A 25,617-nucleotide genomic window follows, 5' to 3' on the forward strand; every position below is an offset into this window, starting at 1 on the left:
CCCCGGGACTGCCCCCGTTTCCCCTCCGGAGCCCCTGCGGTCACAGAAGGCTCTCTCGGAGCATACAAGCCAGTCATATTTGTCCTATCGGCCTCGCCCGCCATCGGGACCGGCCCAGGACCGGCCCGGGACCGGCCCGCGGGGCACCCCGGCGGACCGCTCCCCGGGCATCCGTGCGGCCACCCACCACCCCCCGCCCGCACCGCCGCGGACGTCACGTAGATTGCTGAGGGACCGGGCCGGAGGTCGCGCCCGGGCCGGAAACGGGGGGACGACCATGGCCGTGCTGACGAGGACCACCCACGACCGGGGCTCGCTCGCCGGAATGGCGCAGTGCGATCCGGAGCTGGAGTCCCGGCTGCGGCAGGGCATGGCGGCGACCGAGGACCGGCTGCGTGCGTGCGTCGCCCAGGCCCGGCACCCGTTCACGGCCGCACTGGCCGACCGGGTGGTGATGAGCGGCGGCAAGCGGCTGCGCCCCCTGATGGTGCTGCTCGGCGCCGAGTTCGGCGAACCCGGCCGGGCCGGAGTGGTCGACGCCGCGATGCTGGTCGAGCTGGTCCACGCCGCCTCGCTCTGCCACGACGACGTGATGGACCAGGCCGGCACCCGGCGCGGCGCCCCCAGCATCAACGCCGTGCACGGAAACCGGACCGCCGTCCTGGCCGGCAACTGGCTCCTCGCCAAGGGCGGCGCGATCGCGGCCGGGCTGGAGCGGGAGAGCCTGCTCCTGCACACCCGGGTCACCGAGCGACTGGTCGAGGGGCAGCTGCGGGAGCTCGCCGGACCGGCCCCAGACGCCTTCCACGAGGACGCGCTGGCCCACTACTTCGCCGTCATATCCGGCAAGTCGGCCTCGCTGATCTCCGTCTCGCTGCGGATCGGCGCCGTCCAGGCGGCCGCCCCCGACGCACTCGTCCGGGCCCTCGGCACCTACGGGGAGCATCTCGGACTCGCCTTCCAGATCTCCGACGACCTGCTCGATGTCACCTCGGACTCGTCGGTCTCCGGCAAGGAGCAGGGCAAGGACCTCGCGGCGGGCGTGCCGAGCCTGCCCGTCCTGCTCGCCCTGGCCGACCAGCGGCCGAAGGCCCGCAAGCTGCGCGAGCTGCTGACCTCCGGCCGGCCCGCGACGGCCCGTCAGCACCGCCGCCTGCTCTCCCTGCTGCGGTCCTCGGACGCGATGACCGACGCCCGCGCGATGATGCACGACCGGCTGGGCCTGGCCCGGGCCGCGCTCGCGGACCTCCCCGCCGGCCCGGCGCGGTCGGTGCTCGACGAGATCTGCGACTTCGTGGCCCGCCGGGACCGCTAGGGGCTGCGCCGGCGCCGCCGAGGGCCCGCGGGCGGCGTCGGGGCGGGGGCCGCGGCGGCCCCGCCCCGACGGCCCGGTCAGCTCTCGATCACCCGGCAGAAGAGCACCGTGTCGAAGATGTCCTCCATCCGGACCGCCACCCCGTCCCGCAGGGTCCAGGAGTGGATGAACGGCAGTGTGCCGGTCGTCCCGCGCACCGAGGTGACCTGCCGGACACCGAAGACCACCACGCGGTCCCCGGCCGCCACGAACTCCTGCGGTTCGAGCCGCATGCCGCCGAGCACCGCGGGCACCCGGGAGAGGAACTCCCGTACCCCGGCGTGGCCGTGCTTGGTGCCGCCGAGACCGTACGCGGCCATGCCGTCCGGGTGCACCCACTCCACCCGCGGGTCGAGGGTGTCCAGCAGGGCCGGCACGTCGCGCTCCCGGAAGGCCCGGTAGGCGCGCTCGATCACGGCCCGGTTGCGGGCGTCGGGGCCGGCCGGGGCCGCCGGGGAGGCGGGGGACGCGGGGACGGCCGTACGGTCGCTGATGTCGGTCATGACGCTCCTCAGCCCTTCGCCGCGGCGCGCCGGGCGTCGCCGATGTGCTGCGGGTGCAGTTCCCGCAGGGTCCGCTCGATCCCGTCCCGCCAGTCCACCGTGCACGGGCCGGTCAGCCGGCGGCGCAGCGCCGGGTCGAACCGGTAGGTCTCCCGGGTGACCTCGCTCGGCACGAGGTGGGCGGTGACCCCGGTCAGCTCCTCCAGGTGGCGGATGCAGTCGGTGATCCCGACCGACTGGTCGCCGCCCCAGTTGACCACCGTGGCCGGCACCGAGGCGGCGGCCCAGAGCGGCGGCACCTGCGCCACCAGGTCGTCGGTGTGCAGGGGGGAGAACCAGTTCTGGCCCTCCAGCGGGACGGCGATCGGCCGGCCGGCCAGCATCTCCCTGAAGTAGAGCATCGGCACGCCGCCGTAACTGCCCGGCCCGTAGGCGATGTTCAGCCGCGCGATGGTGGTGGGGAGGCCGAGCACGCGGGCGAAGGCGCGGACGGCGCCCTCGGCGGCGAGCTTGCCCGCCGGGTAGGCGGGCAGCCACTCGGCGGAGCCGTCCACCGGGTCGTCCTCGGTGTAGGCGTGCTCCAGGGTCTGCCGCTTGTAGAGGGCGCCGGTGGAGACGTGGAGGAACGCCTCGGCGGTGCGGCAGTGCGTCATCAGCCGGCCGGCGGCCACCGCGTTGATCTCGGCGGCGGCGTTGAAGTCGCCGTCCTCGCCCCGGTGCACGGCGGAGTGGAGGACGTGGGTGAAGTCCGTCGGCAGCCCCGCGCCGGCGAGGTCGGCGCCGTCCGCCATGTCCCACTGCCGGGTGGTGATGCCGCGGGCGGCGAGCTCCCGCTCGACGCCCGGTGTGCCGAACCGGCCGATGCACCAGACCTCGTTCCGCTCGGCCAGTGCCTCGGCGACCGGCCGGGCGACCTGCCCGGTGCCGCCGGTGATCAGTATCTTCCTGCCCCGCATACCGCTGTCCCCCGTCGTCATCGGTTCTCCGCCCGTCGGACCGCGAGGGCGTCGGCGTCGGCCAGCGCGCGGTCCAGCTCCCGCCGCAGGACCGCCTGGAAGGCGGCCACGTGGCGGGGGCCCATCAGCGTGTAGTGCTCGCCCGGCACCTCCAGGTACCGGTTCTCCTCCCGGCTGTGCTCGTCCCAGCGGCGCAGCTCGTTGTCGAGCCACTCCTGCCGGGTGCCGCGCAGCGGGACGGCGTGGAAGACCGTGACGCTGCGCACGTCGCCGCTCGGCGTGTACGTCCGGCCCAGGTCGGTCAGGGTGTCGGCGACGTCCGCCCAGGTGCCGAACCGATCCGCGTCCAGGTCGAGTTCGGCGAGGCGGCGCGGCGCGGCGAGGGCGAGCAGCCGCTCGGTCTGCTCCTCCCGGCCCAGGTGCCGGACGGTGTCCGGGAAGGTGCGCACCTGCTCCCGGTCGATCAGTTCCAGGAAGTGCGCCAGGTTGGCGGCGGTCTCCGGGAAGTCCAGCTCGTCCATCCGGTACTTGATGTGCGGCGGCAGGTTGAAGCTGCCGACGAAGTCGACCCGCTCGCCCTGCGCCTCCAGCGCCTTCGCGATCTCGAAGGCGACCGCGGCGCCGTAGGAGTAGCCCGCCACCGCGTACGGGCCCTGCGGCTGCTCGGCGCGGATCGCCGCGACGTAGGTGTCGACCATCTCCTCGAAGGTGACGAAGGGCTTCTCGCCGTCGTTGAAGCCGCGGGCCCGCAGCGCGTGGAACGGGCGGTCGCCGGTGAAGTAGCGGGCGAGGTTGACGAAGACGAGCACCTCGCCGACGCCGGGGTGGACGCAGAACAGCGGGGTCCCGGTGCCGCCGCGCTGCATCGTCACCAGCGGGTCGTACGGGCGCGGCCCGGCCGGTTCGGCGAGCCGGGCGGCGAGCGCCCGGACGGTCGGCGCGGTCAGCAGGGTGACGACCTCCGGACCGGTGACCCCGAGGCGCTCGGCCACCCGGGCGCGCAGCCGCAGGATGTCCAGCGAGGTGCCGCCGAGGTCGAAGAAGCCGGCGGTGGCGCTGATCGCGGCCGGGTCGCAGTCGAAGAGCTCGCCGTAGATCTCCGCGAGGGCCTGCTCGACCGGACCCTCGGGCGGGGTGTGGCCGCCCAGCATGCGCAGGGTCAGCTCGGCCGTGGAGCGCTGCCACTGCTCGTAGCCGCCGGTCTCCAGGCGCCGGCGCATCAGCGCGCGCTGGATCTTGCCGAGGCTGGTGCGGGGGAACGCCTCGGCGGGCAGCGGCAGCACCAGGGCGGGCCGGAACCCCCAGTGCGTCACCACGGTGGCGCGGATCGCGGTGAGCACGCGGTGGAGGGCGCGCTCGTCCCCCTCCGGCAGGTCGTGGTGGAAGGCGATCACCAGCTGCTCGGTGTCGCTGCCGGCCGGCCGGGTGGGGAAGGCGGCGACGTAGGAGCGGGCGACGCCGTCGAGCGGTTCGAGGGCGGCCTCGATGTCGTGGCTGAAGTGGTTGACGCCGTTCACGATGACGCTGTCCTTGCTGCGGCCGACCAGGGTGAGCCGGCCGTGGTCGAGCCGGCCGAGGTCTCCGCTGCGGAACCAGCCGTCGGCGGTGAAGGCGTCGGCGGTGGCCCGTGGGTCGCGGTAGTAGCCGCGGGTGACGACCGGGCCCCGGAGCTGGAGCTCGCCGACCTCGCCCGCGGGCAGCGGCCGGTCGGCGTCGTCGGCGATCCGGAGCTCCAGGCCGGCCACCGGGGTGCCGAGGTTGGCGAACTCGGCGCCGCGGTCGGTCTGCGGGAAGCCACCGCGCGAGTAGACGCTGCCGGCGCAGGTCTCGGTCATTCCGAACGCGGGCCAGAGCGTGTCCGGGGCCAGTCCGTGCGGCGCCAGGAGCTCCAGAAACGTTTCTCCGGTACCGACCACCACGGCCTCTCCGCCGCTGATGATCTGCCGGACCCGGCCGAGGTCGAACCGCTCGCCGGCCGCCACCACCCGGTCGAGGCCCGCAGTGACCAGCCCCAGCAGGAAGTTGGGCGCGAACGTCATGGTCACGCCGTGCCGGGAGAGCAGCCGCAGGAACTCCGGCGGGTCGCCGAGCACGACCGGGGGCTCGACGTGCAGCTGGCGGCTGCCGGTGGACAGCGGCAGCAGGTGGCACTCCAGCAGCGCCGCGACGTGGTCGAAGGCCACCCAGTTCAGGGTGACGTCCGCCGGGCCCAGCCGGTGGTGGCCGTTCTTGGCGGCCATCGAGGCCAGCAGATTGGCGTGACTGAGCATCACGGCCTTGGAGTTGCTCGTCGACCCGGAGGTCAGCATCAGGATCGCGGTGTCCTGCGGCGCCGCCCGGTGCAGCTCCGCCGCCGGTTCGCCGTCCAGCTCCGCCGGCACCGCTGCCGACAGGCCGCCGCCCGGCGGGAGGACGGCCGCGACGGCCTCCGTGGTCACCACCAGCGGGCCGTCCAGCAGGGCGCCGACGTGGGCCAGTCGGTCGGCCCAGCGGTCCGGGTCGGCGGCCGGGGCGGCCAGCGGGCAGGGGACGAAGCCCCCGAGCACGGCTCCCCAGAAGGCCGGCAGGAAGTCCCCGGGGCGGTCCAGGATCAGCAGCACACGGTCACCGGGGCGCAGGCCGCGGGCGCGCAGGCCGGTCAGGATCCGGCGGGCGGCGAGCAGCAGCTCCGGGTAGCTCTGCCCGGCGAGCCCGGCGTCGGCGTCGCCGCGGCCGTAGGCCAGGCCGGTGTCGGGGTGCCGCCCGGCGGCCGTGAGCAGTAGGTCGGTGAGGTTGGTGGCGGGGTTCACGGCGTCTGTCTCCTGATCTCGGGCCGGCGCGCCGGGCCAGGCCGAGGGCGCGCCGAAACAGGGCGAGGCACCGGACTCGTGCGGGAGTCCGCGAGCGTGACGCGTCAGGGCAGCTGGGGACGGAGTACCGAGGGAGACACCGCCCGCCACCGCGCCGTCGCGGCGGTGGCGGGTGAGAAGAGCGGGCCGGTGGGCCGGTCGGTCCTCGTGCGGCTTGTGGTCACACGGCTTACCGTAGGGTCGAAGCAGGCCCGACCCGCCGGGGTCCTTCCTGGTTGGCCGGAAGGGGTCACCGCCGCCACGGGCCGTGAGAACATCACCACGACTCGTGATAAAACCGGAATCCGGCCTTTTGCATTTCGGGGGTGGATGCAGCTTCGTGTCAGACCGGCCGGAGATCCGCCGCTTCGGTGGCAGGAATATCTCCGGTTGGTATAGGCGAGCCGTGCGGCGTCGCCCGCCGATCGGCTCCGATCCGCCTCCTGCTCGGCCGCAACCCGCCCTGACCTGCAATGACCTGCGCCGACCTCAATGTTCCGGTAAAGGTTGACGGGCTTCGAACAAGAGAACTACTGTCAGTCAAGGTGATCTGAGCATGTGTCACCTTTACATGTTCTGGATTGAACAGTTGAAGAAAGAATCTGCTGCTGCCGCAGAAGATCACCGCGCTAAGGGGGACAGCGTGACCAGCGCCTCGGCCGGCCCGCCGAACGGGCCCGGAACGGGGGACAGCACGCCCGCGGAACACGCCGCGCACGTCGAGAAGACGCTGCTGGAGGCCCGGGCACTGATCGAGTCCACCGTCTCCCTGCACCGGCGCCGGCCCGCCCCGGGCACCGCCGCCCCGCACACCGACGTCGCCGTGCTCGGCGAGGCCGTCGAGCACCTGGTCTTCCGCGCCCGGCACTCCGTCTGCGTCGCGATCACCGGTGACGACATCTACTCGCTGATCGCCCGCAAGGCCCTGACCGACCTCGCCCCCGGCCCGGTCGTCCGGCTGCTGTGCGTCCCCGAGGTCGCCGACGGCGAGCTCGCCGCGCTCGCGCAGGCCCCCGGCTCCCGGTTCGAGATCCGGGTCTCCGAGGCCCAGTTGCGCGACATCGTGATCGCCGACGGGAGCGCCGCACTCGTCCGGGCCGGCGCCGGCGACGCCAAGGGACAGGCCACCCTGGTGAACGACCGGGCCGCGGTGCGCGCCCTGGAACTGCTCTTCGCCGGCGCCTGGTCCGGCGGCCGCAAGATCGACGAGCACCTGGCCCTCAGCCCCCGGCTGCTCGGCGACCTCACCCGCCGCATCCTGGAACGGCTGCGCAACGGCTACACCGACGACGCCGCCGCCCGCGACCTCAACATGTCGCTGCGGACCTACCGGCGGCACGTCGCGGAGATCATGCGCGAACTCGGCGCCACCTCCCGGTTCCAGGCCGGGGTCCGCGCCGTCGAGCTGGGACTGCTCTTCGAGTAGCCGCACCGGCGCACAGGAACGGATCGGGCCGCCGCACCGGCAGTGCGGCGGCACTCGCGCACCCCACGACGGAGGAGGACGGCCATGCGACCCGGCGACGACTGACCGCGCCCCGACCAGGTGTGCCCCCGACGGGCGCCGCCCCGGCCTGCGGCCGGTACGGCGACGGATCCGCGGGCCGGCACCACCCCCGGCCACCTCCGGGGGAAGACCGCGGCCCACCCCTGCGGCCGGCCGCGGAGCAGCGAGACCACCAACGGGGGACGGTGAGCAGGACGTGTCCATCAAAGCCGAGGACGAGCTGGAACGGGCTCTCCTCGAAGTACGGGCGCTGATCGAATCCACGGTGGCCATCCACCGGGACCACAGCACCCGCGCCCAACAGATCTCCACCGTGGACGGCGGCTACGGACCGGTGCTGCACACGGCCGCCACCATGATCCGCAACGCGGTCCGCAGCATCGACATCGTGCACGCCCGGATGCCCGGGGCCGGCGAACTGCCCGACCGCGGCGCGGACGCCGAACGAAAACTGATCTATGCCGCCGCCGAGACGTCCGCCGTCCGGCTGCTGACCAATCCGGCCATGGTCGACGAGGACTTCGTGCGGGAACAGCTCGCCCTGGAAAGACCGGTGGCGATCCGGGTGGCCAGGGTCCCGCCGCTGCAGGCCCTGCTGGTCGACGGCACCACCGCCCTGGTGGTGGCCGAGTCGGCGAGCGGGGTACGGGCCTCGGTGATCCACAAGCCGGAGGTGCTGCACACCCTCGGCTCGCTCTTCGAGAGCGTGTGGCGCAACGCCGTCCCGGCCGGCGAGCGGATCGTCTTCGGGGACCGGGACCGGGCCGCACTCGCCCAGCAGATCCTCGGCGCGCTGCGGGCCGGCGTCACGGACGAGGTGGCCGCCCGCGAACTGACCGTCTCGGTGCGCACCTACCGCCGGCACGTCGCGGAGATCATGGCCCTGCTCGGCGCCCACTCGCGGTTCCAGGCGGGCGTCCGGGCCGCCGAGCTCGGCCTGCTGCGCCCGGCCCGGACCACCCCGCCGGCCGGCACCGAGGGGCCGCCGGGCAAGCCGTAGCAGCCGTCCGGACCGCCCCGGGACGGGCCGTTGGCAGCTTCCTGAAAGGCGTGTTGCCGCCCGGCGGAAGCCCGCAGTTGTATGGGCCGCAGGAAAGGGATTCCGGGCCCACGGGACGCCGGAATGCCCTTCCCGGCGTCCCGCGACCTCCCCCGAGTCGTCGGCCGCCGGCGCGGGGATCCGCCCGCCGGGAAAACCCCGGCGGCGGATCCCCGCTCCTCCGGTGAATTCGGCGCGGAAGGCGGGTCCATGACGCAGGAACCGATTGGCCTGGTGTTCCCCGGACAGGGGACCCAGAAGGCGGGAATGGGCGTTCCCTGGCAGGACACCCCGTCCTGGGAACTCGTCGGGGAAATCTCCGAGGCCGCCGGCGAGAACGTCCGGGAGCTGCTCCTCGAAACGCCCGACGAACAGCTGCGGCGCACCGACCTGGCCCAACTGGCCGTCTTCACGGTGGCCGTGGTCGCGTACACCGAGGCGGTCCGCCGCGGGGCGCTCGGCGGCCCGGTGGCCGCCGTGGCCGGCCACAGCCTCGGCGAGTACGTCGCGCTGACCGCCGCCGGTGCGCTCGCCCTGCCCGACGCGGCCGCCCTGGTCGCCGCCCGCGGCCGGGCCATGCGGGCCGCCGCCGAACAGCGCCCCGGCACCATGGGCGTCCTGGTCGCGGCCCCGCTGGAGGAGGTCACCGGGCTCACCGAGCGGCTCCGCGCCGACGGCGCCGAGGTCTGGGTCGCCAACGTCAACGCGCCCGGCCAGACCGTGGTCTCCGGCTCCGTCGAGGGCATCGGGCGGATCGGCGCCGAGGCACCGTCGATCGGCGCCAAGATGATCCGGCTGCAGGTCGGCGGGGCCTTCCACAGCCCGTACATGGCGCCGGCCGCGGACGAGCTGCGCACCGCGCTGAAGAACACCGCCTTCGCCCCCGTCCACCTGCCGGTCGTCGCCAACGCCGACGCCGGGGTGTACCGCGGCGACTGCGACTGGCCCGACCTCGCCACCCGCCAGCTCACCTCGCCGGTGCTCTGGGAGCCGGCCGTGCACACCCTCACCGGCCCGCTCGGCTGCCGCCGGCTGGTCGAGATCGGCCCGGGACGCACCCTGGCCGGGCTGATCCGCCGGATCGCCCCGGACACCGGGGTGGTGTCCCTGGACAGCCCGGCGGCGCTGGACTGACCGGCGCCCGCGCCCACCACCGAGAAGGAGGACCACGCCATGGCGCTCGGCACCGAGAGCATCTGGCTGCGCCGCTACGCCACCGGCAGCACCCCCCGGCTGCGGCTGCTCTGCCTGCCGCACGCCGGCGGCTCGGCCGGCTTCTTCCACACCTGGGGCCACGCCTTCGGCGAGGACGTCGAAGTCCTGGCGGTGCGCTACCCCGGCCGCCAGGAGCGGATCGCGGAGGACCCGTGGACCGCCCTGGAGGACCTCGCCGACGCGATCGCCGCGGAACTGACCCCGTACCTGGACACCCCGCTGGCCGTCTTCGGCCACAGCATGGGCGCCTCCCTCGGCTACGAGATCGCGCTCCGCCTGGCCGGGCGGTACCACGCCGCACCGGCCCTGCTGATGGTCTCCGGCCGCAAGCCCCCGCACCTGCTCGGCCCGCGGCCCACGGACTTCGCCGACGACGAGGAGCTGCTGGCCGAGGTCCGCAAGCTCGGCGGCACCGACGCGGCGCTGCTCGCCGACGAGGACCTGCGCGAGCTCGTCCTGCCCGCCCTGCGCGCCGACTTCCGGGCGGTCACCCGCTACACCGCGCGCCCCGGCGTGCCGCTGCCCTGCCCGGTCGTCGGCTACGTCGGCGACGCCGACCCGGACATCACCCCCGACGACGTCGCCGGCTGGGCGCGGACCGCGCCGCTCGGCTTCGAGCTGCAGGTACTGCCCGGCGGCCACTTCTACCTGGTCGACCAGCACACCGCCCTGACCTCCGACATCCGGTCCCGGCTGGCCCGGGCGGCGTCCCGGCCGGCATTCCCGGGCACCGGTGGCAGGTTGTTGCAGCCGCCGTTGTGAGTGCCGAACACGGCACCGCAGAATTCCAATGCGCGCCACCCGCCGCGCATTCCACGGCAATCCCGCACGGACATTCCGGCGGGGCCGATCCTGAAAAGGGGAGAAACATGACCACCGCCACCCGCGACGAGCGCCTCGAAACCATCAAGGACATTGTCTGCGACATTCTGGAGATCGAGGAGGACGAGGTCACCGAGGTCAGCCTTTTCAAGGAGGACCACGACGCCGATTCGCTCCGCGCGATCGAGATCCTGGCCGCGCTGGAGAAGAAGTTCGGCGTGGTGATCAACCAGAGCGAGCTGCCGCGCATGGTCAACCTCAAGGGCGTCTACGAGGTCGTGTCGGAGCCGGCCGGCTGGTAGGCCGGACGACCCTGCGACGGATGGAGAGGTTGCCATGACGGCGGCAGAGCGCAGCCCCGGCCCGACCGGGCCGGGGCGGCACCGGGTGGTTCTCACCGGACTCGGAGTGGTGTCCAGCATCGGGCTCGGCGTCCAGGAGTTCCTCCAGGGACTCCGGGAGGGCCGCAGCGGTGCCCGGCCCATCTCGCTGTTCGACACCGAGGGCTTCGCCCACGCGAACGGATGCGAGATCACGGGCTTCGACCCCCGGGACTGGATCAGCACGCTGGACGTCGAACAGCTCGGCCGGGCCGCGCAGTTCTCGACCGCGGCGGCCCGGATGGCACTGGAGGACTCGGGCCTCGACCCGGCGCAGCTGCGCGACCGGCGCGGGCTGATCTCCATCGGGACGACCGACGGCGAGAGCTACGACCTCGACCAGCTGGTCGAGCGCGAACTCGCCGAAGGAACAGGCGCGTTCGACCCGACGGCCGCCCGGCGGGTGCCGGCCGGACGGCTGTCGGTCGCCATCGCCCAGGAACTGGGCCTGACCGACGTGGAGGCACTGACCATCCCGACCGCCTGCTCGGCGGGCAACTACGCCATCGGCTACGGCTTCGACGCCGTCAGCTCCGGTGAGGCGGAGTTCGCCTTCTGCGGCGGCGCGGACGCGATGTGCCGCAAGACCTTCACCGGCTTCTACCGGCTGGGGACCATCGCCCCCGACCGCTGCCAGCCCTTCGACGTCGACCGCAAGGGCATCCTCACCGGTGAGGGCGCGGGCGTGCTCGTCCTGGAGCGGCTGGACTCCGCACTGGAACGCGGCGCCACCATCTACGCCGAGGTGCTCGGCTACGGGCTCAACTGCGACGCCCACCACCAGGTGGCGCCCGACCGGGACAGCGTCGCCGAACTGATGCGGCTGGCCCTGGACAACGCCGGCGTGAAGCCGCACGAGGTGGACCTCATCTCGGCGCACGGCACCGGCACCAAGGCCAACGACATCACCGAGGCGGGTGCCATCCGCCAGGTCTTCGGCGACAGCCCGCCGCGCACCATCTCGATGAAGTCGATGCTCGGACACAGCATGGGGGCGGCCAGCGCGCTCGGCGCGATCGGCTGCGCCCTGGCCATCCAGAACCGCTTCATCCCGCCCACCATCAACCACGTCACCACCGACCCCGAGTGCGACGTCGACTGCGTGCCCAACCAGGCCGTCGAGGCCGACCTCCGGATCGTCCAGAACAACGGTCTCGCCTTCGGGGGCAACAACGCCGCGGTCCTGCTCGGCCGGTACGACGCAATCAAGGAGGCGTCATGACGATCCATCCGATCATCGGGATGGGTGCCGTCGCCGCCACCGGCTCCGGGGTCGGTGAGCTCTTCGAGAACCTCTGCGCGGGCGTCAGCGGCCGCGCGGAGCTGCGGGGCTTCGACCGCACCAGGTTCCGCGCGCAGTACGCGTACGAGGTGGACGACCGCCCGGTGGCCGGCCAGGACGTGGCCGGCCGGGCCGGCCGGCTGCTGCACGAGGCGATCGCCCAGGCGGCGGCCGACGCCGGCCTCGGCGAGGACCTCTCCGGCATCCCGATCCTGGTCGGCACCGGCCTGCGCGAACTGCGCTCGCTGGAGCTGTGGTGGCGCGACGGCTCGCCGTTCGCCGACTCGGGGCTGCACTTCGGCACCGGTCTGCGGGAGCGGTTCAACGCCGATGTCACGCACACCTTCTCCAACGCCTGCTCGGCCTCGCTGTACGCGCTCGCGCTCGGCAGCGACCTGCTCGACCAGGAGGGCGAGGACGCCCCGGACACCGTCATCGTGGCCGGCGTGGACGTGCTGACCGAGTCGATGTACGGACTGCTGGAGCGCGTCCACCCGACGCCGCCGGACCAGGTCCGGCCGTTCGACCGCAACCGCACCGGCGTCCTGATGGGTGACGGCGCCGCCGCCGTCGTGCTGCGCCGCACCGAGGAGGGTGCTCCGCGGGTGCACGGCCGGCTGCGCGGGGTCGCCGTCAACTGCGACGCGTACCACGTCACCGCACCGTCCCCGGAGGGCATCGCCGAGGCCATGCGGGCCGCCCACGGCCTGGCCGGCGTCAAGCCGTCCGACGTGGACCTGGTGATGCTGCACGGCACCGGCACCCTCCTCAACGACGAGGCGGAGGCCACCGCGCTCGCCGCCGTGCTCGGCGACGACGCCGCGGCGCCGCTGATGACCGCGGTCAAGTCGATGACCGGGCACACCTCCGGCGCGTCCGGCCTGATCAACCTGATCGTCGGCCTCCAGGCCCTCAACGAGGGCCGGGTGCCGCCGACCGTGGGCCTGGACGAGCCGGTCGAGGAGGCCGCGGCGTTCCGCTTCGTCACCGGGCGGGCCGCCACCGACCCCACGCTGCGGGTGGCGCAGCTCAACGCCTTCGGATTCGGCGGGATCAACGCCGTGGCAATTGTGGAGGGGACCTGATGAGCGAGCGAACGCTCGAACGGCGCGCGCGGGCCCAGGCCCCCGCCGAGTGCAGCGAGGTGGGCGCATGACGACCGACACCGCCGTGGTGGTCACCGGCGCCGCCGTACTGCTCCCCGGCACCGACACCGTCCGGGCCCTGGCCGACGGCCCCGCCCCCGGCGGGGAGCCGGTCGAGCCGGCCGCCCACGTCGGCCGCAAGGGCCTGCGCTACAAGGACCGGGCCACCCAGCTCGGTTACGCGCTGACCGCCGCCGCCCTGCGCGACGCCGGCCTGCTCGGCGCCGACGAGAAGGCGGGCATCACCGTGCCGGCCACCAGCGTCGGGGTGGTCGCCAGCTCCAACTTCGGCAACCTCGACACCGTCGCCCGGGCGCTGGACACCCTGCGCGAGGAGACCGTCACGGCCACCTCGCCGATGGACCTGCCGAACGCCTCCAGCAACGTCGTCGCCTCCTCGGCGGCGATCCGCTACGGACTGCGCGGGCCCAACCTGATGCTCTGCAACGGCGAGACCTCGGGCCTGGACGCCGTCCACTGGGCGGCCACCCTGATCGGCGCCGGCCGGGTCGAGCGGGTGCTCGTGCTCGGCGTCGAGCCGGACAACGACGTGGTGCGCCGGCTGCTCGGTGGCGAGCGCACGGTGGACGGCGGGGCGGCCCTCGTCCTGGAGTCGCGGGCGGCGGCCGGCGCCCGCGCCGCGACGGTCCGGGCCGTCCTCGGCGGGTACCGCCGCGGGGCCGGCGAGACCGCCGCCCGCGGCCGTCGCTGGGAGCTGCCGGCCCACCTCGGCCGGGCCTCCGGCGCGGCCGGCCTGCTCCAGGTCGCCGCCGCCGTCGGCTTCTTCGACGCCGGCGAGCCCGGCCCCGTCCAGGCCGTCACCGGCAGTGCGGACGACGATGCCCGCGCCGACCTGCTGCTGCTCGCCCCCGAAGCCGCATGACCGGCACGGCCGGACCGGACGCGGAGCGGAGCGCCCGGCCGGACCCGGGCCCCGACCTGCGCCCGGTCGCGGTCGAACGGCGCACCGCGGGCAGCGGACCGCGCGTCCTGCTGCTGCACGGCCTGGCCGCCAACGACACGGTCTGGGACGCCGTCCTCCCGGCACTGCCGGCGGACTTCCAGCTGTGGACGGCCCGGCTGCCCTGGCGCACCGAGACCGTGGCCGACGGGTTCGGCGCGGGCTTCGGTGACGACGGCCTGCGGGCCCCGCTCGCCGAGGCACTGGCGGCGGTACCCGGCGGCCCCGAGGTGGTGGTCGCCCACTCGATGGCGGCCAACGTCCTGCTCGACCTGCTCGCCGGGCCCGGGGCGGACGGCGACGCGCCGGGACGGGGCGGGATCCGCGCCCTCGTGCTGGTCTCCCCGTTCTACCGGCGCCGGGCCGACGAGTTCGACTGGGACACCATCAGCTACTACCTGAACGACTTCCACCTGATCATGGAGGAGGGGATCCGGGCGCACTCCGGCGACCGGATCCCGGCCGACCTGCGCCGGGCCATGGGCGAGCGGGTCCGCGACCGGGTCGGGCCGTACGGCTGGTTCCGGTTCTTCGACCTGTACCTGCGCACGCCCGCCCTGGCGACCGACCGGATCACCCTGCCCACCCTGGTCCTGGCCGGCGGGACCGACTTCGCCGCCCGCCCCGGGGAGGCGGTCGCGCTCGCCGCGGCCCTGCCCGACGCGCGGTGCCTGGTCCTGCCCGGCAGCGGGCACTTCCCGATGCTCGACGCGGCGCAGCGCTTCGCCGCCGCGGTGAGCGACTTCGTCCACACCACCCCGGGCCTCCCCGCGCCGCGCGGGCGGGCCCTCCCCGAAGCCCTGGAGCTCCAGCGATGACCCTCGTCACGGACACCGCCGTCAAGGCGCTGCTGACCACGTCCACCACCACCCAGGTCCGGCCCCGCTACGAAGGCTCCAACATCTGCACCTGGATCGGGTTCAAGCACGTCAACTACCTGGTCGAGGAAGCCGTACTGGACCACTTCCGGCAGAGCGCCCTGCCGGCCCGCGCGCTCTACGAGGAGCACGGCCTCGGCCTGGACCTCGTCACCATCGACACCCGCATCCTGCACGCCTTCCACATGGACGACCTGGCCGAGGCCGAGGTCGTGCCGTGGACCAAGGACGAGGACGGGACGATCGGCTTCAAGGTCACCGTCCGGGTCGAGCGGGGCGGCGAGACCCTCAAGGCCGTCACCTCCAAGGTCCGGGTCTCGCTGCGGATCGACACCTACCTGGAGGCGGCCGGCACCGTACCGGAGCAGCTCGCCCGCTTCGCCGTCGCCAAGCTGGGCGACGACCTGGAGCGCGAGCCCGGCACCGCCGCGCCCGCCGAGGAGGAGATCCTCGCCTCGCTGACCGCGGGGTCGAACGCGTACGCCTGGAAGTGGAACATCCCGTACCCGTACTGCCACTTCACCGAGCGCATCCAGATGTCCGGCTACCTGCGGCTGATGGAGGAGGGCAAGGACCGCTTCGTCGCCGACCGCGGCATCTCCATCAAGACCCTGCTGGACGACCGCAAGTGGATCCCGGTCGTGCCGCGCTCCGACATCCGCATCCTCGACGAGGCGCTGATGGAGGAGGACCTCTACACGGTCTACACCGTCGAGGAGGTCTTCAAGGACTTCACCTACACCTCGCGGATGGACTTCTACGTGCTGCGCGACGGCAAGCTGGTCAAGACCGCCACCGGCCGGATCGTGCACGGCTACGCGGTGATCGGCAACCGCCGCGACTGGAGCCTGGTCAGCTTCGACCAGCACGTCCTCGACGCGATCAACGGGGCGCCGGCGGCGTGAACGACACGTGGGAGGGCGCCTCACCGCGTCTGCTGCTGATCGAGAGCCAGGGCCGCGTCGTACCGGACGCGGGCTTCCGGCGCGACGCGGTGACCCAGGTGCTCACCGGGCAGTCGGCGCTGCTGTTCCTGGTCCAGGACGGGGTGGTGCTCGCCGTCCCGGGCAGCGACAGCGACCTGGACCGGTTCCAGGCGCAGGGCGGGGTGCTCGCTGCGGACAGCTTCTCGCTGGCCCAGCACGGCCTGGACACGGCCGCCCTGCGGCCGGAGCTCCGGGTGGTCGGCATGGACGTGGTGGCGGGCTGGATCCTCGATCCGGCCGTCCGGGTGGTGTGGCACTGACGTGGCCAGGCAGATCCCGCACACGGACGTGCTCGTCACCCTGATGGGCGCCCCCCACGCATCGGACCAGGTCGTCACCGCCCTGCGGCTGACCGCGGCGCTCCTGGAGCGCGGCGCCACCGTGCAGGTGTGGACCTGCGGCTGCGCGACGCTGCTCACCCGGCGCCCGCCCGGCCCGGACGCGCCCCGCGACCCGGCCGGCCCGGACCCGGTGGCCCTGGCCGAGGAGCTGCTGACGGCCTACCCGGACCGGTTGTACTGGTACGGCTGCCGGGGCTGCAGCAACGAACGCGGCGCGCTGGACCACCTCCCGCAGGTGGTGCTCCGCCCGCCCGGCGGGTACCCGGACAACGTCGCGGCCGCCGACCGGACCCTGGTCCTGGGGGTGGCCCGATGAACGGCCGGACCCTGGCCGTCGCGGAGCGCGGCGACCACGACGCACTCGACCGGCGGTTCCTCCGGGAGCTGCACCTGGACACCGGGCTGCACCACCGGCTCGGCGGGCTCGACGTCCTGCTGCGCGGCGCCGCCGCCGCGTACGCCCTGGACACCGCCACCGGCCCCCGCCCGGGGCTGCGCGCCCTGCTCGACGCGGGGGTGCGGGTCCTGGTGGAGGAGCCCGGCCCGACCACGGACGGCCCGACCACGGACGGCCCGACCACGGACGGCCCGGCGCCGCCGGTCGTCGGTGGTGTCGAACGCGTGGCACCCAGGGCCACCGCCGCGCGCTGGGTCGAGTACCGGGCGGTCGTCTTCCTCTGACCCCGTCCGCACGACCGCCACGACCACCACGACGGCCACGACGGCCGGGACCGCCGCCGGCCCGGACCGGCAGCACCGTTCAGCACCACCGCCCCAGCAGCACCGGCACCAACCGCCACAGCCACGAACCGCCAACCCCGAACCGGAAGGACAAGGTGACGGTCATGACCACCCTCACCACGGGCGCCGGGCGCCCGGTGATCACCGCCTGGTCGGCCGTGTCGCCGTACGGCATCGGCCGGGCCGCCTTCGCCGATGGCCTGCGCGAACGCCGCGGCACCGTCACCGAGCTGGGTGCCGAGCACGGCACCACTCCCGAAGGGATCGGCCACGTCGTCCCCGGCTTCTCGATCCGCGAGGTGCTCGGCAAGAAGGGCACCCGCTCGATGGACCGGGTCACCGGACTCGCCGTCACCGCCGTGGGCGCGCTGCTGGACGACGGCCCGCGCAACCGCGCCGTCGGCACCGGTGAGGGCGCCGCGTTCGCGCTCGGCACCACCACGGGCAGCGCCCAGTCGATGATGGACTTCACCCGCGACTCGCTCACCGGCGAGCAGCCGTTCTTCGTCGACCCGGCGCGCTTCCCCAACACGGTGATGAACTGCGCGGCCGGCCAGAGCGCCATCTGGTACCAGCTCAAGGGCCCCAACGCGACCATCGCCGGCGGCCGCACGGCCGGCCTGCACGCGCTCAACTACTCGCGCCGGCTGCTCGGTTCGGGCCGGGCCCGGACCGTGCTGTGCGGCGCCGCGGAGGAGTTCAGCCCGGCCCGCGCCTGGCTGGAGCACCACGGCGGCGAACCGGGCGGCGGGGACGCCCCCGCGCTCGGCGAGGGCTGCGCCATGCTGCTCGTCGAACCCCACGCCCCCGAGGACCCGGACCAGCCGGTGCTGGCCGAAGTCCTCGCCGTGGAGCTGCGGGTCGTCCTCGGCGGCGGCACCGGCCCGGCGCTCGCCGCCGCGCTGCGGGCCGCCCTGGACCGGGCCGGCGTCGACCCCGGCCGGGTGGCCGCCGTCGCCCGCTCCGGCGCTCCCGGCCCCGAGGGCCGGGCCGAGGCCGAGGCCGTCCTGGAGGTGCTCGGGACCGGCTACGCCGACCTGACGCTGACCGGGCTGATCGGCGACACCGGGGCGGCCGCGGCCGCCTTCCAGACCACCGCGCTGCTGTCGTACGCCGCCGACCGGCCCGCCGAGGCGGCCGGCCGGATCGGCGTGATCACCTCCGTGGACCGCACCGGCACCGTCGGCTGCGCCCTGCTCGGCCTGCGCTGAGCCCCCGGCCCACCGGCCCCCGGCTCCCCCGCTCCCCCGGTCACCCCGGGCCCCGACTTCACCGAAAGGCAGAACAACCGTGCTGGACAAGGAAGAACTCCGCGCCGTGGTGGCGCAGGTGCTGGACGTCGACACCGCCGAGGTCACCGACGACGCGCGCTTCGTGGACGACCTGGAGGTCGACTCGCTGATGGCGCTGGAGGTGGTGGTCGTGCTGGAGAAGACCTACGGCGTCAAGCTGCCGGAGTCGGACCTCAAGCGGATCACCACGCTGCAGAACGCCCACGACGTGCTGCTCGCCCGGCTCGCCACGGCGGCGGCGGCCTGATGCCCGCCGCCGGACCGCTCAGCGGCACGGTCGAGGTGCTGCCGGCCGGGAGCGAGCTGCGCACCGCGGCGCGCTTCCGCGTCGCCGACACCGAGACCGTGCTGCCCGGCCACTACCCGGGGTTCCCGATCTTCCCGGGCGTCTGCCTCGTCGAATGCACCCACCAGGGCGCCCTGGCCACCCTGCCGGCCGCCGCCGCGGGCGGCGAGCTGGCCGCCGTGGAGTCCACCCGGTTCACCGGGCCGGTCTTCCCCGGCGACGTCGTCGACCTCGCCATGGAATGGCGGCCGACCCCGGCCGGCTCCTGGCAGTGCCGGGCCCGGCTGACCACCGACCGCGGCCCGGCCGCCAGCGTCCGGCTCCGCTACGACCTGCCCGGCCCGGCCGCGGCGGTGGCGTCGTGATCGGCCAGCGGGAGATCCGGGCCCGGCTGCCGCACCGCTTCCCGATGCTGCTGGTGGACCGCGTGGTCCACCTCGAACCCGGCGAGCGGCTGACCGCCCTCAAGGCGGTCACCTGCAACGAGCCCTGGTACGAGCGGCTCGGGCCGGACAGCGCGGAGGAGGACTTCGGCTACCCGCGCTCGCTGCTGGTGGAGTCCTGGTGCCAGTCGGCCGGCGTCCTGGCCACCTGGGACGAGCCCAACCCGGACGTGCTCACCGGCCGGGTGATGCTGTTCGGCGGTATGACCGACGTCGAGTTCCACCGCCCGGTGCTGCCCGGCGAGGTGCTGGAGCACCGCGTCCGGCTGGACCGCAAGGTCGACGACACCCTGCTGTTCGAGGGGGAGACCCGGTCGGCCGGCGAGACCGTGATGACGGTCGGCCGGATCGTGATGGCCTTCCGCCCGGCCGAGGCGCTGCGCCCGGCCACCGTCTGAGGAGAGATCACATGGGGGACACCACCCCGCGGGTGGCGCTGGTCACCGGCGGCTCGCGCGGCATCGGCCGGGCCACCGTCCGGGCCCTGGCCCGGGACGGCTTCGACGTCGCGTTCTGCTACCGCTCGGACGACGCCGCGGCCCGCACCCTGGAGAAGACCGGCCAGGAGCACGGCGTCCGGATCGTCGGCACCCGGGTCGACGTCGCCGACGGCGCCGCCGTCCGGGCCTGGATCGAGGCCACCGAGGAGCTGCTCGGCCCGGTCTCCGCGGCCGTGACCGCGGCCGGCATCACCCGCGACAACCCGCTCGTCCTGATGGAGGACGAGCAGTGGCGCGAGGTCATCGACACCAACCTGGACGGCGTCTACCACGTCTGCCGGGCGGTGGTGTTCGGCATGATGAAGCGCCGTGGCGGCGCCGTGGTCAACATCTCCTCGGTCGCCGGGGTCTACGGCCACGGCACGCAGACCAACTACTCGGCGTCCAAGGCCGGGATCATCGGCTTCACCCGCGCCCTGGCCAAGGAGACCGGCCGGGCCGGCATCCGGGTCAACGCGGTCGCCCCCGGGTTCATCGAGACCGACATGGTCGCCGCGATGAACGACAAGGCCCGCAAGGACGCGCTCTCCTCGATCCCGCTGCGCCGGATGGGCACCGCGGAGGAGGTCGCCGACCTCGTCGCCTACCTGGTCTCGGACAAGGGCGCGTACATCACCGGCGCCGTCCTGCAGATCGACGGCGGCATCACCATCTAGCCGGGCCACCGGCTCCGCGCAGCGGCCTTCGCAGTCGTCGGGGGCCTTCCACACCACCCGTACGAAAGCTGAGGCGGCGATGGCACGACGCGCACCGCGCTGGTACTTCTCGTTCCGCAGCCCCTACTCGTGGATGGCCTACCGGGACTTGGTGGACCACCACCCGGACGTGGCCGAGCGAATCGACTGGCTGCCCTTCTGGGAGCCGGACGAACCCGCCCTGGACGAGCTGGAGCGCAGCAACATCACCCTCCCGTACGTCCCGATGTCGAAGGAGAAGCACCTCTACATCCTCCAGGACGTCCGCCGGCTGTCCCGGGCCCGGGACCTCGCGATGGTCTGGCCGGTGGACCCGGCCCCCCGCTGGGAGGTCTCCCACCTGGCCTACCTGGCGGCCCACCGGCTCGGTGCGGGGCGGGAGTTCATCGCCGAGACGTACCGCGCGCGGTGGGAGCGCGGCGAGGACATCTCGGCGCCGGACACGATGCGCAAGATCGGCGCGACCATCGGGCTCGACCCGGAGACGCTCGCCGGGGCGTACCAGGACGCCGGGATCCGCGAACTGGGCATGACGGCGCTCAACTCGCTGCACCGCGACGGGGTGTTCGGCGTCCCGTTCTTCATCTGCGGCTTCGACAAGTACTGGGGGGTGGACCGCCTGCCGGACTTCGTCGAGCGGATCCGCGCCACCCGCTAGCGGCCCGTTCGCACCGTCACCGCGCCAGCACCCGCGCCGGCACCTGCGCCGGCCGGCACCTGCGCCGCCCGGGGCGCCCCGGGACCGCACCGCCAGGACCACCCGTACCCCTCAAGCCCAGGAAGGGCCCCTCATGGCCAGCAACCCGTTCGAGAGCGACGACATCCGCTACCTGGTCCTCGTCAACGAGGAGAACCAGCACTCGCTCTGGCCCGCCTTCGCCGAGATCCCGGCCGGCTGGACGACCGCGTTCGGCGAGGACGGCCGGCAGGCCTGCCTCGACTACATCACCGAGAACTGGACCGACATGCGGCCCAAGTCCCTGGCCGACGCCATGGACGCGGTCGCCTGACACTCCCCACCGGGCGGGCGGGCAACGGGCGTTGGCAGCAATCTGCAACGCCCGTTGCCCGTGCTCGGGCGCCGATGACAGCGTGGCAACCACGCAGCTTCCCAGAAAGCGATGCCGCTGATGACCCACTCCCTGGTGTGCCTCCCGTTCGCGGGGGGCGGTGCCGGTTTCTACCGGGCCTGGAAGAACCTCCCCGCCCCCGCACCGCGCATAGTCCCGCTCCAACTCCCCGGCCGCGAGGAGCTCTTCCTCGACGAGCCGTTCACCGACGCCGCCACCGCGGCCGCCGCGCTCGCCCCGCGGGTCGCCGAGCTGGCCGGGGACGGCCCGGTCGCGCTGTTCGGGCACAGCCTGGGCGCCGTCCTGGCCTTCGAGCTCGCCCGGGTGCTGGAACAGCAGCCGGACAGCCGCCTCACCCACCTGTTCGTCAGCGGCTCGCCCGGTCCGTGGACCGGCCGCGGCAGCCGCGCCACCGGCCTGGACGACGACGCCTTCCTCGCCCGGGTGCAGGAGTTCGCCGGCTACCAGCACGACGCCCTCGCCGATCCGGACATGCGCGAACTGCTGCTGCCGATCCTGCGCGCCGACGTGGAGATGCACGAGAACTACCGGCCCGGCTCCGACGAGCCGCTGCACACCCCGGTCACCTCGCTGCGCGCCACCGGGGACACCCTGGTGACCCGCGACGAGGCCGGGCAGTGGCGGCAGGCCACCACCGGCGCGTTCCGCCTGGTGGAGCCGGCCGGCGGGCACATGTACCTCGCGGACTCGCCGCTGCCGGTGATCGAGGCCGTCGCCGCCGCGCTCGCCGCCCCCGCGGGCCGGCCCTCGTGAACGCCGGCAACCCGGGCGGCCCGGGTGGTACGGGCGGCGCGGGCGGCCGGCTCGCGGGCCGGACCGCCGTGGTGACCGGCGCGGCCCGCGGCCTCGGCCGCTCGTGCGCCGTCCGGTTCGCCGCCGAGGGCGCCGACCTGGTGCTGGTGGACGTGGCCGGCGACCTCGACGGCGTGCCGTACCCGCTGGGCTCCCGGGGGCAGCTGGAGCACACCGCCGGACTCTGCCGGGCGCACGGGGTCGCGGTGCACACGGTGGCGGCCGACGTCCGCGACCCGGCCGCCGTGGCCGCCGCCGCCGACCAGGCGCTGGAGCGCTTCGGCACCGTGGACGTGCTGCTCAACAACGCCGGCATCGCCGCGCCCTCCGGCAAGGCCGTCCACGAGATCGCCGAGGACGAGTGGGAGCTGATGGTCGGCATCGACCTCACCGGCGCCTGGCGGATGACGAAGGCGCTCGCCCCGGCCATGGTCGAGCAGCGCTCCGGCAGCATCATCAACGTCGCCTCCACCGCCGGCCTGGTCGGCTACCGGCACTTCGCCGGCTACGTCGCCGCCAAGCACGGCCTGATCGGCCTGACCAAGGCCGCCGCCCTCGACTACGCGCCGTTCCGGGTCCGGGTCAACGCCCTCTGCCCCGGCTCGGTCCGGGACGACCCGCTGCACGAGGGCCGGATGCTCGCCGAGATCGCCCGCTCGCTCGACGTCGCCGTCGAGGAGCACGAGGAGATCTTCGTCCAGTCCCAGCCGATGAACGCGCTCATCGAACCGCAGGACATCGCCGGCGCCGCGCTCTGGCTCGCCGGCGACGACTCCCGCCAGGTCACCGGGACCACGCTCACCGTCGACGGCGGCTTCAGCGCCCGCTGACCCGGCCGCCCCACGCTCTCACGTACGTCAGGAGTCCGACCATGTCGAGAAGTCAGGCCGCGTCGTGCCACAGCCTGGTGGTCCGGATGCCGGGCCCTGTCGATGCCGAGGAGCTGCGGCAGCGGCTGCGCACCAGCGCCGGACGGGCCCGCGCGGACCTCGCCGGCCTCCCGCTCTGGGAGGAGCACCTCCCGCTGCCCGCCGGCCACCCGCAGGCCGCCGCCCGGGCCCGGCGGGAGGCCGGCCGCCCGCTGCGCGCCGCCGGCCTGCCGCTGCGCGCCGTCCTGCTCCGCTACACCGACGGGGCCGCCGACCTCGTCCTGGTGGCCCGGCACGAACTCGCCCTGGACGGCGACCCGCTGGACGTGCGCCGGGTCGCGCCGGAGCCGCCCGCCGCCCGCCGCAATGCCCCGGAGTGGGGCCTCGGCGACCCCGCCGCGGCCGGCCGCACCGCCGAGCTCCCGGTGCCGCTGCCGCCCGGCCTGCCCGGTGACCCCGCCCTGCTCACCGGCGCCGTCGCCCTGGTGCTCGCCCGGTACGGCACCGGCGAGGCCGTGGACGAGGCGCAGGACGCGGCCGGCTTCCTGGCCGGCCGCCCCGCGCACCCGGGCGGGCTGCTCGACCTCGGCGGGATCGGCGTCCTGGTCGAGGACGCCCGGCCGGGCCAGTGGCGGCTGCCCCGGCTGGCCCCCGCGCTGCCCGGCGTCCTGCACTTCACCCGGCAGGCCGACGGCACCGCGGCCGGCCTGCTCCGGTACCACCCCGCCGAGCTGGCGCCGGTCGTCGCCGAGCGGTTCGCCGCCCACGTCGCCCACGTCGCCGCGCAGCTGGCCGCCGGACCGGCGCTGCCGCTGGAGCAGGTCGCGCTGCTCGACCCCGCCGAGACGGCGCACCTGCTCGCCCTCGGCACCACCCCGGCGGCCGGCAGCGCCGAGCGCGCCGCCCGGACCGTCGACGGGCTCTTCGCCGAGATCGCCCGGGCCCGGCCGGACGCCGTCGCGCTGACCGCGGGGGGCGCCGACCTCAGCTACGCCGGCCTCGACGCGCTCGCCGAGCGGACCGCCGCCGGGCTGCGTGCCCTCGGGGTGGCCCCCGGCGCGATGGTCGGGGTCGCCCTGGAGCGCGACGCGGACCTCGTGATCAGCCTGCTCGGCGTGCTCAAGGCCGGCTGCGCCTACGTGCCGATGGACCTGCGCCACCCCGGGGACCGGATCCGCTACACGGTGGGCAACGCGGGCGCCGCCGTGGTCATCGGCACCGGCGGGGGCCTGCCCACGGACCTCGACGGCGTCCGGGTGGTCACCCCGGCCGAGCTGCGCGCCCTGGCCGGCGACGCCCCGGCCGGGGAGCCCCGGGCCGAGGACGGCTCGGCGCCCGCCTACGTCATCTACACCTCCGGCTCCACCGGCCGCCCCAAGGGCGTCGTCGTCCCGCACCGCAACGTCGCCGCGCTGGTCGAGGCCACCCGCGACGGCTTCCGGCTCGGCCCGGACGACGTGTGGACGCTGTTCCACTCCAGCGCCTTCGACTTCTCGGTCTGGGAGATCTGGGGCTGCCTGCTCACCGGCGGCCGGGTGGTCGTGGTGGACCACTGGACCACCCGGGACCCGGAGCTGTTCCACGCCCTGCTGGTCCGCGAGGGCGTGACCGTCCTCAGCCAGACGCCGTCCGCCTTCGGCCAGCTGGTGGAGACCGACCGGCAGGCCCCGGCCGACGCGCTGGCCGTCCGGCTGGTGGTCTTCGGCGGCGAGCCGCTCGACGTCCGGATGCTCGCGCCCTGGTTCGCCCGGCACTCGCCGGCCGCCTGCCGGCTGGTGAACATGTTCGGCATCACCGAGACCACCGTGCACGTCACCGCGCACACCGTGACCCCCGCCGACGTCCTCGCCACCGGCCGCAAGGTCGGCCGGGCGCTGCCCGGCTGGAGCCTGTCGGTGCGCGACCCCCGGGGGCGGCTGCTGCCGGCCGGCGTCCCGGGCGAGATCTGGGTGGGCGGCGCCGGGGTGGCCGACCGCTACCTGGGGCAGCCCGGGCTGACCGCCGAGCGGTTCGTCACCGACCCCTACGGCGGCGGCCGGATCTACCGCAGCGGCGACCGCGGGCGGCTGCGCCCGGACGGCGCCCTGGACCACCTCGGCCGGCTGGACAGCCAGGTCAAGGTCCGCGGCCACCGGATCGAGCTGGACGAGATCCGCAACGTGCTGCTCGGCCACCCCGACGTGGCGGGCGCGGCCACCGTGCTCAACCACGACACCCCCGGCGACCCGGCCACCGCACGGATCGACGCCTACGTCACGCTGCGCGGCGCGGCCGGCCCGGCCGACGTGCTGGCGCACGCCCGCGGGGTGCTGCCTTCCTACATGGTGCCGAGCTCGGTCACCGCGGTGCCCGCGATCCCGCTGACCATCAACGGCAAGGTGGACACCGCCGCCTTGCCGGCCCCGGCCGCGACCGCGACCGCGGCGCCGGCCGGCCGGGCCGGGGAGCACCCCGACGGCGCGGAGCCGGCCGGCCGGGGCGACCCGCTGACCGACCGGATCCTCAAGCTGTGGAGCCACGCACTGAACGCCGAGGTGACGGTGCAGGACAATTTCTTCGAGCTCGGCGGGAATTCTCTGCTGGTCATCCGGGTGCTCCGCGAAATGCGCAACCAGGGCCTGCCGAAGGTGACCACCCAGGATTTCTACCGGAACTCCTCGGCAGGCCGGTTCATCGAACTCGTCCGGGACGCCCGGGGCTGACCGGAAAGC

Annotated in this window: 27 protein-coding genes; 24 read left to right on the forward strand and 3 right to left on the reverse strand. The window is 74.5% G+C overall.

The features are described 5' to 3' along the window. The first annotated feature begins 277 nt into the window (after positions 1-277). On the forward strand, positions 278-1,315 hold the full coding sequence (locus OH807_RS19865) for a polyprenyl synthetase family protein (RefSeq protein WP_406200600.1): 1,038 nt from the start codon (positions 278-280) through the stop codon (positions 1,313-1,315). Positions 1,316-1,392: 77 nt separating this feature from the next. Here OH807_RS19865 and OH807_RS19870 read toward each other — a convergent pair whose 3' ends face one another. The 3 genes from OH807_RS19870 to OH807_RS19880 are packed head-to-tail and all read right to left on the reverse strand — an operon-like array spanning position 1,393 to position 5,602. Continuing rightward, positions 1,393-1,857, reverse strand: a complete 465-nt coding sequence (locus OH807_RS19870; protein WP_406200602.1) for a nuclear transport factor 2 family protein — start codon at positions 1,855-1,857, stop codon at positions 1,393-1,395. Positions 1,858-1,865: 8 nt separating this feature from the next. Then, a complete protein-coding gene (locus OH807_RS19875; protein ID WP_406211088.1) occupies positions 1,866-2,813 on the reverse strand; it encodes an NAD-dependent epimerase/dehydratase family protein in 948 nt (315 codons plus the stop codon). Positions 2,814-2,830: 17 nt separating this feature from the next. After that, complete coding sequence (locus OH807_RS19880; protein ID WP_406200604.1) at positions 2,831-5,602, reverse strand: AMP-binding protein; 2,772 nt, start codon at positions 5,600-5,602, stop codon at positions 2,831-2,833. A 682-nt stretch (positions 5,603-6,284) separates the two neighbouring features. Between OH807_RS19880 and OH807_RS19885 the strand changes: the two genes are divergently transcribed. The 23 genes from OH807_RS19885 (at position 6,285) to OH807_RS19995 (ending at position 25,608) form a co-directional block, all read left to right on the forward strand. After that, the gene (locus OH807_RS19885) at positions 6,285-7,067 is read left to right on the forward strand and encodes a DNA-binding response regulator (RefSeq protein WP_406200607.1); all 783 of its coding nucleotides are present in this window, start codon (positions 6,285-6,287) and stop codon (positions 7,065-7,067) included. A gap of 277 nt (positions 7,068-7,344) precedes the next feature. Continuing rightward, positions 7,345-8,148, forward strand: a complete 804-nt coding sequence (locus tag OH807_RS19890; RefSeq protein WP_406200609.1) for a LuxR family transcriptional regulator — start codon at positions 7,345-7,347, stop codon at positions 8,146-8,148. 249 nt (positions 8,149-8,397) lie between these two features. Next, a complete protein-coding gene (locus tag OH807_RS19895; RefSeq protein ID WP_406200611.1) occupies positions 8,398-9,321 on the forward strand; it encodes an ACP S-malonyltransferase in 924 nt (307 codons plus the stop codon). A gap of 39 nt (positions 9,322-9,360) precedes the next feature. Further along, positions 9,361-10,164, forward strand: coding sequence for a thioesterase II family protein (locus tag OH807_RS19900; protein ID WP_406200614.1), 804 nt, complete (start codon positions 9,361-9,363; stop codon positions 10,162-10,164). A gap of 107 nt (positions 10,165-10,271) precedes the next feature. Further along, entirely contained in the window at positions 10,272-10,526 is a 255-nt protein-coding gene (locus OH807_RS19905) for an acyl carrier protein (RefSeq protein ID WP_406200616.1), read from the forward strand. 34 nt (positions 10,527-10,560) lie between these two features. Continuing rightward, complete coding sequence (locus OH807_RS19910; RefSeq protein WP_406200619.1) at positions 10,561-11,826, forward strand: beta-ketoacyl-[acyl-carrier-protein] synthase family protein; 1,266 nt, start codon at positions 10,561-10,563, stop codon at positions 11,824-11,826. After that, positions 11,823-12,971 carry a beta-ketoacyl-[acyl-carrier-protein] synthase family protein gene (locus OH807_RS19915; protein ID WP_406200622.1) on the forward strand — a complete coding sequence of 383 codons (1,149 nt, stop codon included), beginning with the start codon at positions 11,823-11,825 and terminating at the stop codon, positions 12,969-12,971. The genes OH807_RS19910 and OH807_RS19915 overlap by 4 nt, the downstream gene beginning before the upstream one ends. Positions 12,972-13,038: 67 nt before the next feature. Beyond that, positions 13,039-13,914, forward strand: a complete 876-nt coding sequence (locus OH807_RS19920) for a beta-ketoacyl synthase N-terminal-like domain-containing protein (protein ID WP_406200625.1) — start codon at positions 13,039-13,041, stop codon at positions 13,912-13,914. Next, the gene (locus OH807_RS19925; protein ID WP_406200628.1) at positions 13,911-14,810 is read left to right on the forward strand and encodes an alpha/beta fold hydrolase; all 900 of its coding nucleotides are present in this window, start codon (positions 13,911-13,913) and stop codon (positions 14,808-14,810) included. The genes OH807_RS19920 and OH807_RS19925 overlap by 4 nt, the downstream gene beginning before the upstream one ends. Beyond that, positions 14,807-15,775 carry a hypothetical protein gene (locus OH807_RS19930; protein WP_406200630.1) on the forward strand — a complete coding sequence of 323 codons (969 nt, stop codon included), beginning with the start codon at positions 14,807-14,809 and terminating at the stop codon, positions 15,773-15,775. Before OH807_RS19925 ends, OH807_RS19930 begins: the two co-directional genes overlap by 4 nt. After that, positions 15,772-16,116, forward strand: a complete 345-nt coding sequence (locus tag OH807_RS19935; protein WP_406200632.1) for a hypothetical protein — start codon at positions 15,772-15,774, stop codon at positions 16,114-16,116. The genes OH807_RS19930 and OH807_RS19935 overlap by 4 nt, the downstream gene beginning before the upstream one ends. 1 nt (position 16,117) lies before the next feature. Continuing rightward, positions 16,118-16,513 (forward strand): hypothetical protein, encoded by a 396-nt coding sequence (locus OH807_RS19940; RefSeq protein WP_406200635.1) that lies wholly within the window; start codon positions 16,118-16,120, stop codon positions 16,511-16,513. After that, positions 16,510-16,878 (forward strand): hypothetical protein, encoded by a 369-nt coding sequence (locus OH807_RS19945; protein ID WP_406200637.1) that lies wholly within the window; start codon positions 16,510-16,512, stop codon positions 16,876-16,878. The genes OH807_RS19940 and OH807_RS19945 overlap by 4 nt, the downstream gene beginning before the upstream one ends. A 164-nt stretch (positions 16,879-17,042) precedes the next feature. Beyond that, positions 17,043-18,149 (forward strand): beta-ketoacyl synthase N-terminal-like domain-containing protein, encoded by a 1,107-nt coding sequence (locus tag OH807_RS19950; protein ID WP_406200639.1) that lies wholly within the window; start codon positions 17,043-17,045, stop codon positions 18,147-18,149. 79 nt (positions 18,150-18,228) lie between these two features. Next, positions 18,229-18,477: an acyl carrier protein gene (locus OH807_RS19955; protein WP_406200641.1), complete on the forward strand. Its 249-nt coding sequence runs from the start codon at positions 18,229-18,231 to the stop codon at positions 18,475-18,477. Continuing rightward, positions 18,477-18,881, forward strand: coding sequence for a 3-hydroxyacyl-ACP dehydratase FabZ family protein (locus OH807_RS19960; protein WP_406200643.1), 405 nt, complete (start codon positions 18,477-18,479; stop codon positions 18,879-18,881). The genes OH807_RS19955 and OH807_RS19960 overlap by 1 nt, the downstream gene beginning before the upstream one ends. Then, positions 18,878-19,357 (forward strand): 3-hydroxyacyl-ACP dehydratase FabZ family protein, encoded by a 480-nt coding sequence (locus OH807_RS19965; RefSeq protein WP_406200645.1) that lies wholly within the window; start codon positions 18,878-18,880, stop codon positions 19,355-19,357. The genes OH807_RS19960 and OH807_RS19965 overlap by 4 nt, the downstream gene beginning before the upstream one ends. An 11-nt stretch (positions 19,358-19,368) precedes the next feature. After that, complete coding sequence (fabG, locus tag OH807_RS19970) at positions 19,369-20,115, forward strand: 3-oxoacyl-[acyl-carrier-protein] reductase (RefSeq protein ID WP_406200647.1); 747 nt, start codon at positions 19,369-19,371, stop codon at positions 20,113-20,115. A 79-nt stretch (positions 20,116-20,194) separates the two neighbouring features. Then, entirely contained in the window at positions 20,195-20,812 is a 618-nt protein-coding gene (locus OH807_RS19975) for a 2-hydroxychromene-2-carboxylate isomerase (protein WP_406200650.1), read from the forward strand. Between the two features lie 133 nt (positions 20,813-20,945). Beyond that, a complete protein-coding gene (locus OH807_RS19980; RefSeq protein WP_406200653.1) occupies positions 20,946-21,164 on the forward strand; it encodes an MbtH family protein in 219 nt (72 codons plus the stop codon). A 111-nt stretch (positions 21,165-21,275) separates the two neighbouring features. Then, positions 21,276-21,998: a thioesterase II family protein gene (locus tag OH807_RS19985; RefSeq protein WP_406200656.1), complete on the forward strand. Its 723-nt coding sequence runs from the start codon at positions 21,276-21,278 to the stop codon at positions 21,996-21,998. Then, complete coding sequence (locus OH807_RS19990; protein WP_406200659.1) at positions 21,995-22,867, forward strand: SDR family oxidoreductase; 873 nt, start codon at positions 21,995-21,997, stop codon at positions 22,865-22,867. Before OH807_RS19985 ends, OH807_RS19990 begins: the two co-directional genes overlap by 4 nt. A 41-nt stretch (positions 22,868-22,908) precedes the next feature. Next, complete coding sequence (locus OH807_RS19995) at positions 22,909-25,608, forward strand: amino acid adenylation domain-containing protein (RefSeq protein ID WP_406200662.1); 2,700 nt, start codon at positions 22,909-22,911, stop codon at positions 25,606-25,608. Positions 25,609-25,617: the final 9 nt, after the last annotated feature.

The sequence above is a fragment of the Kitasatospora sp. NBC_01560 genome (assembly GCF_045208415.1).
Taxonomy (GTDB): domain Bacteria; phylum Actinomycetota; class Actinomycetes; order Streptomycetales; family Streptomycetaceae; genus Kitasatospora.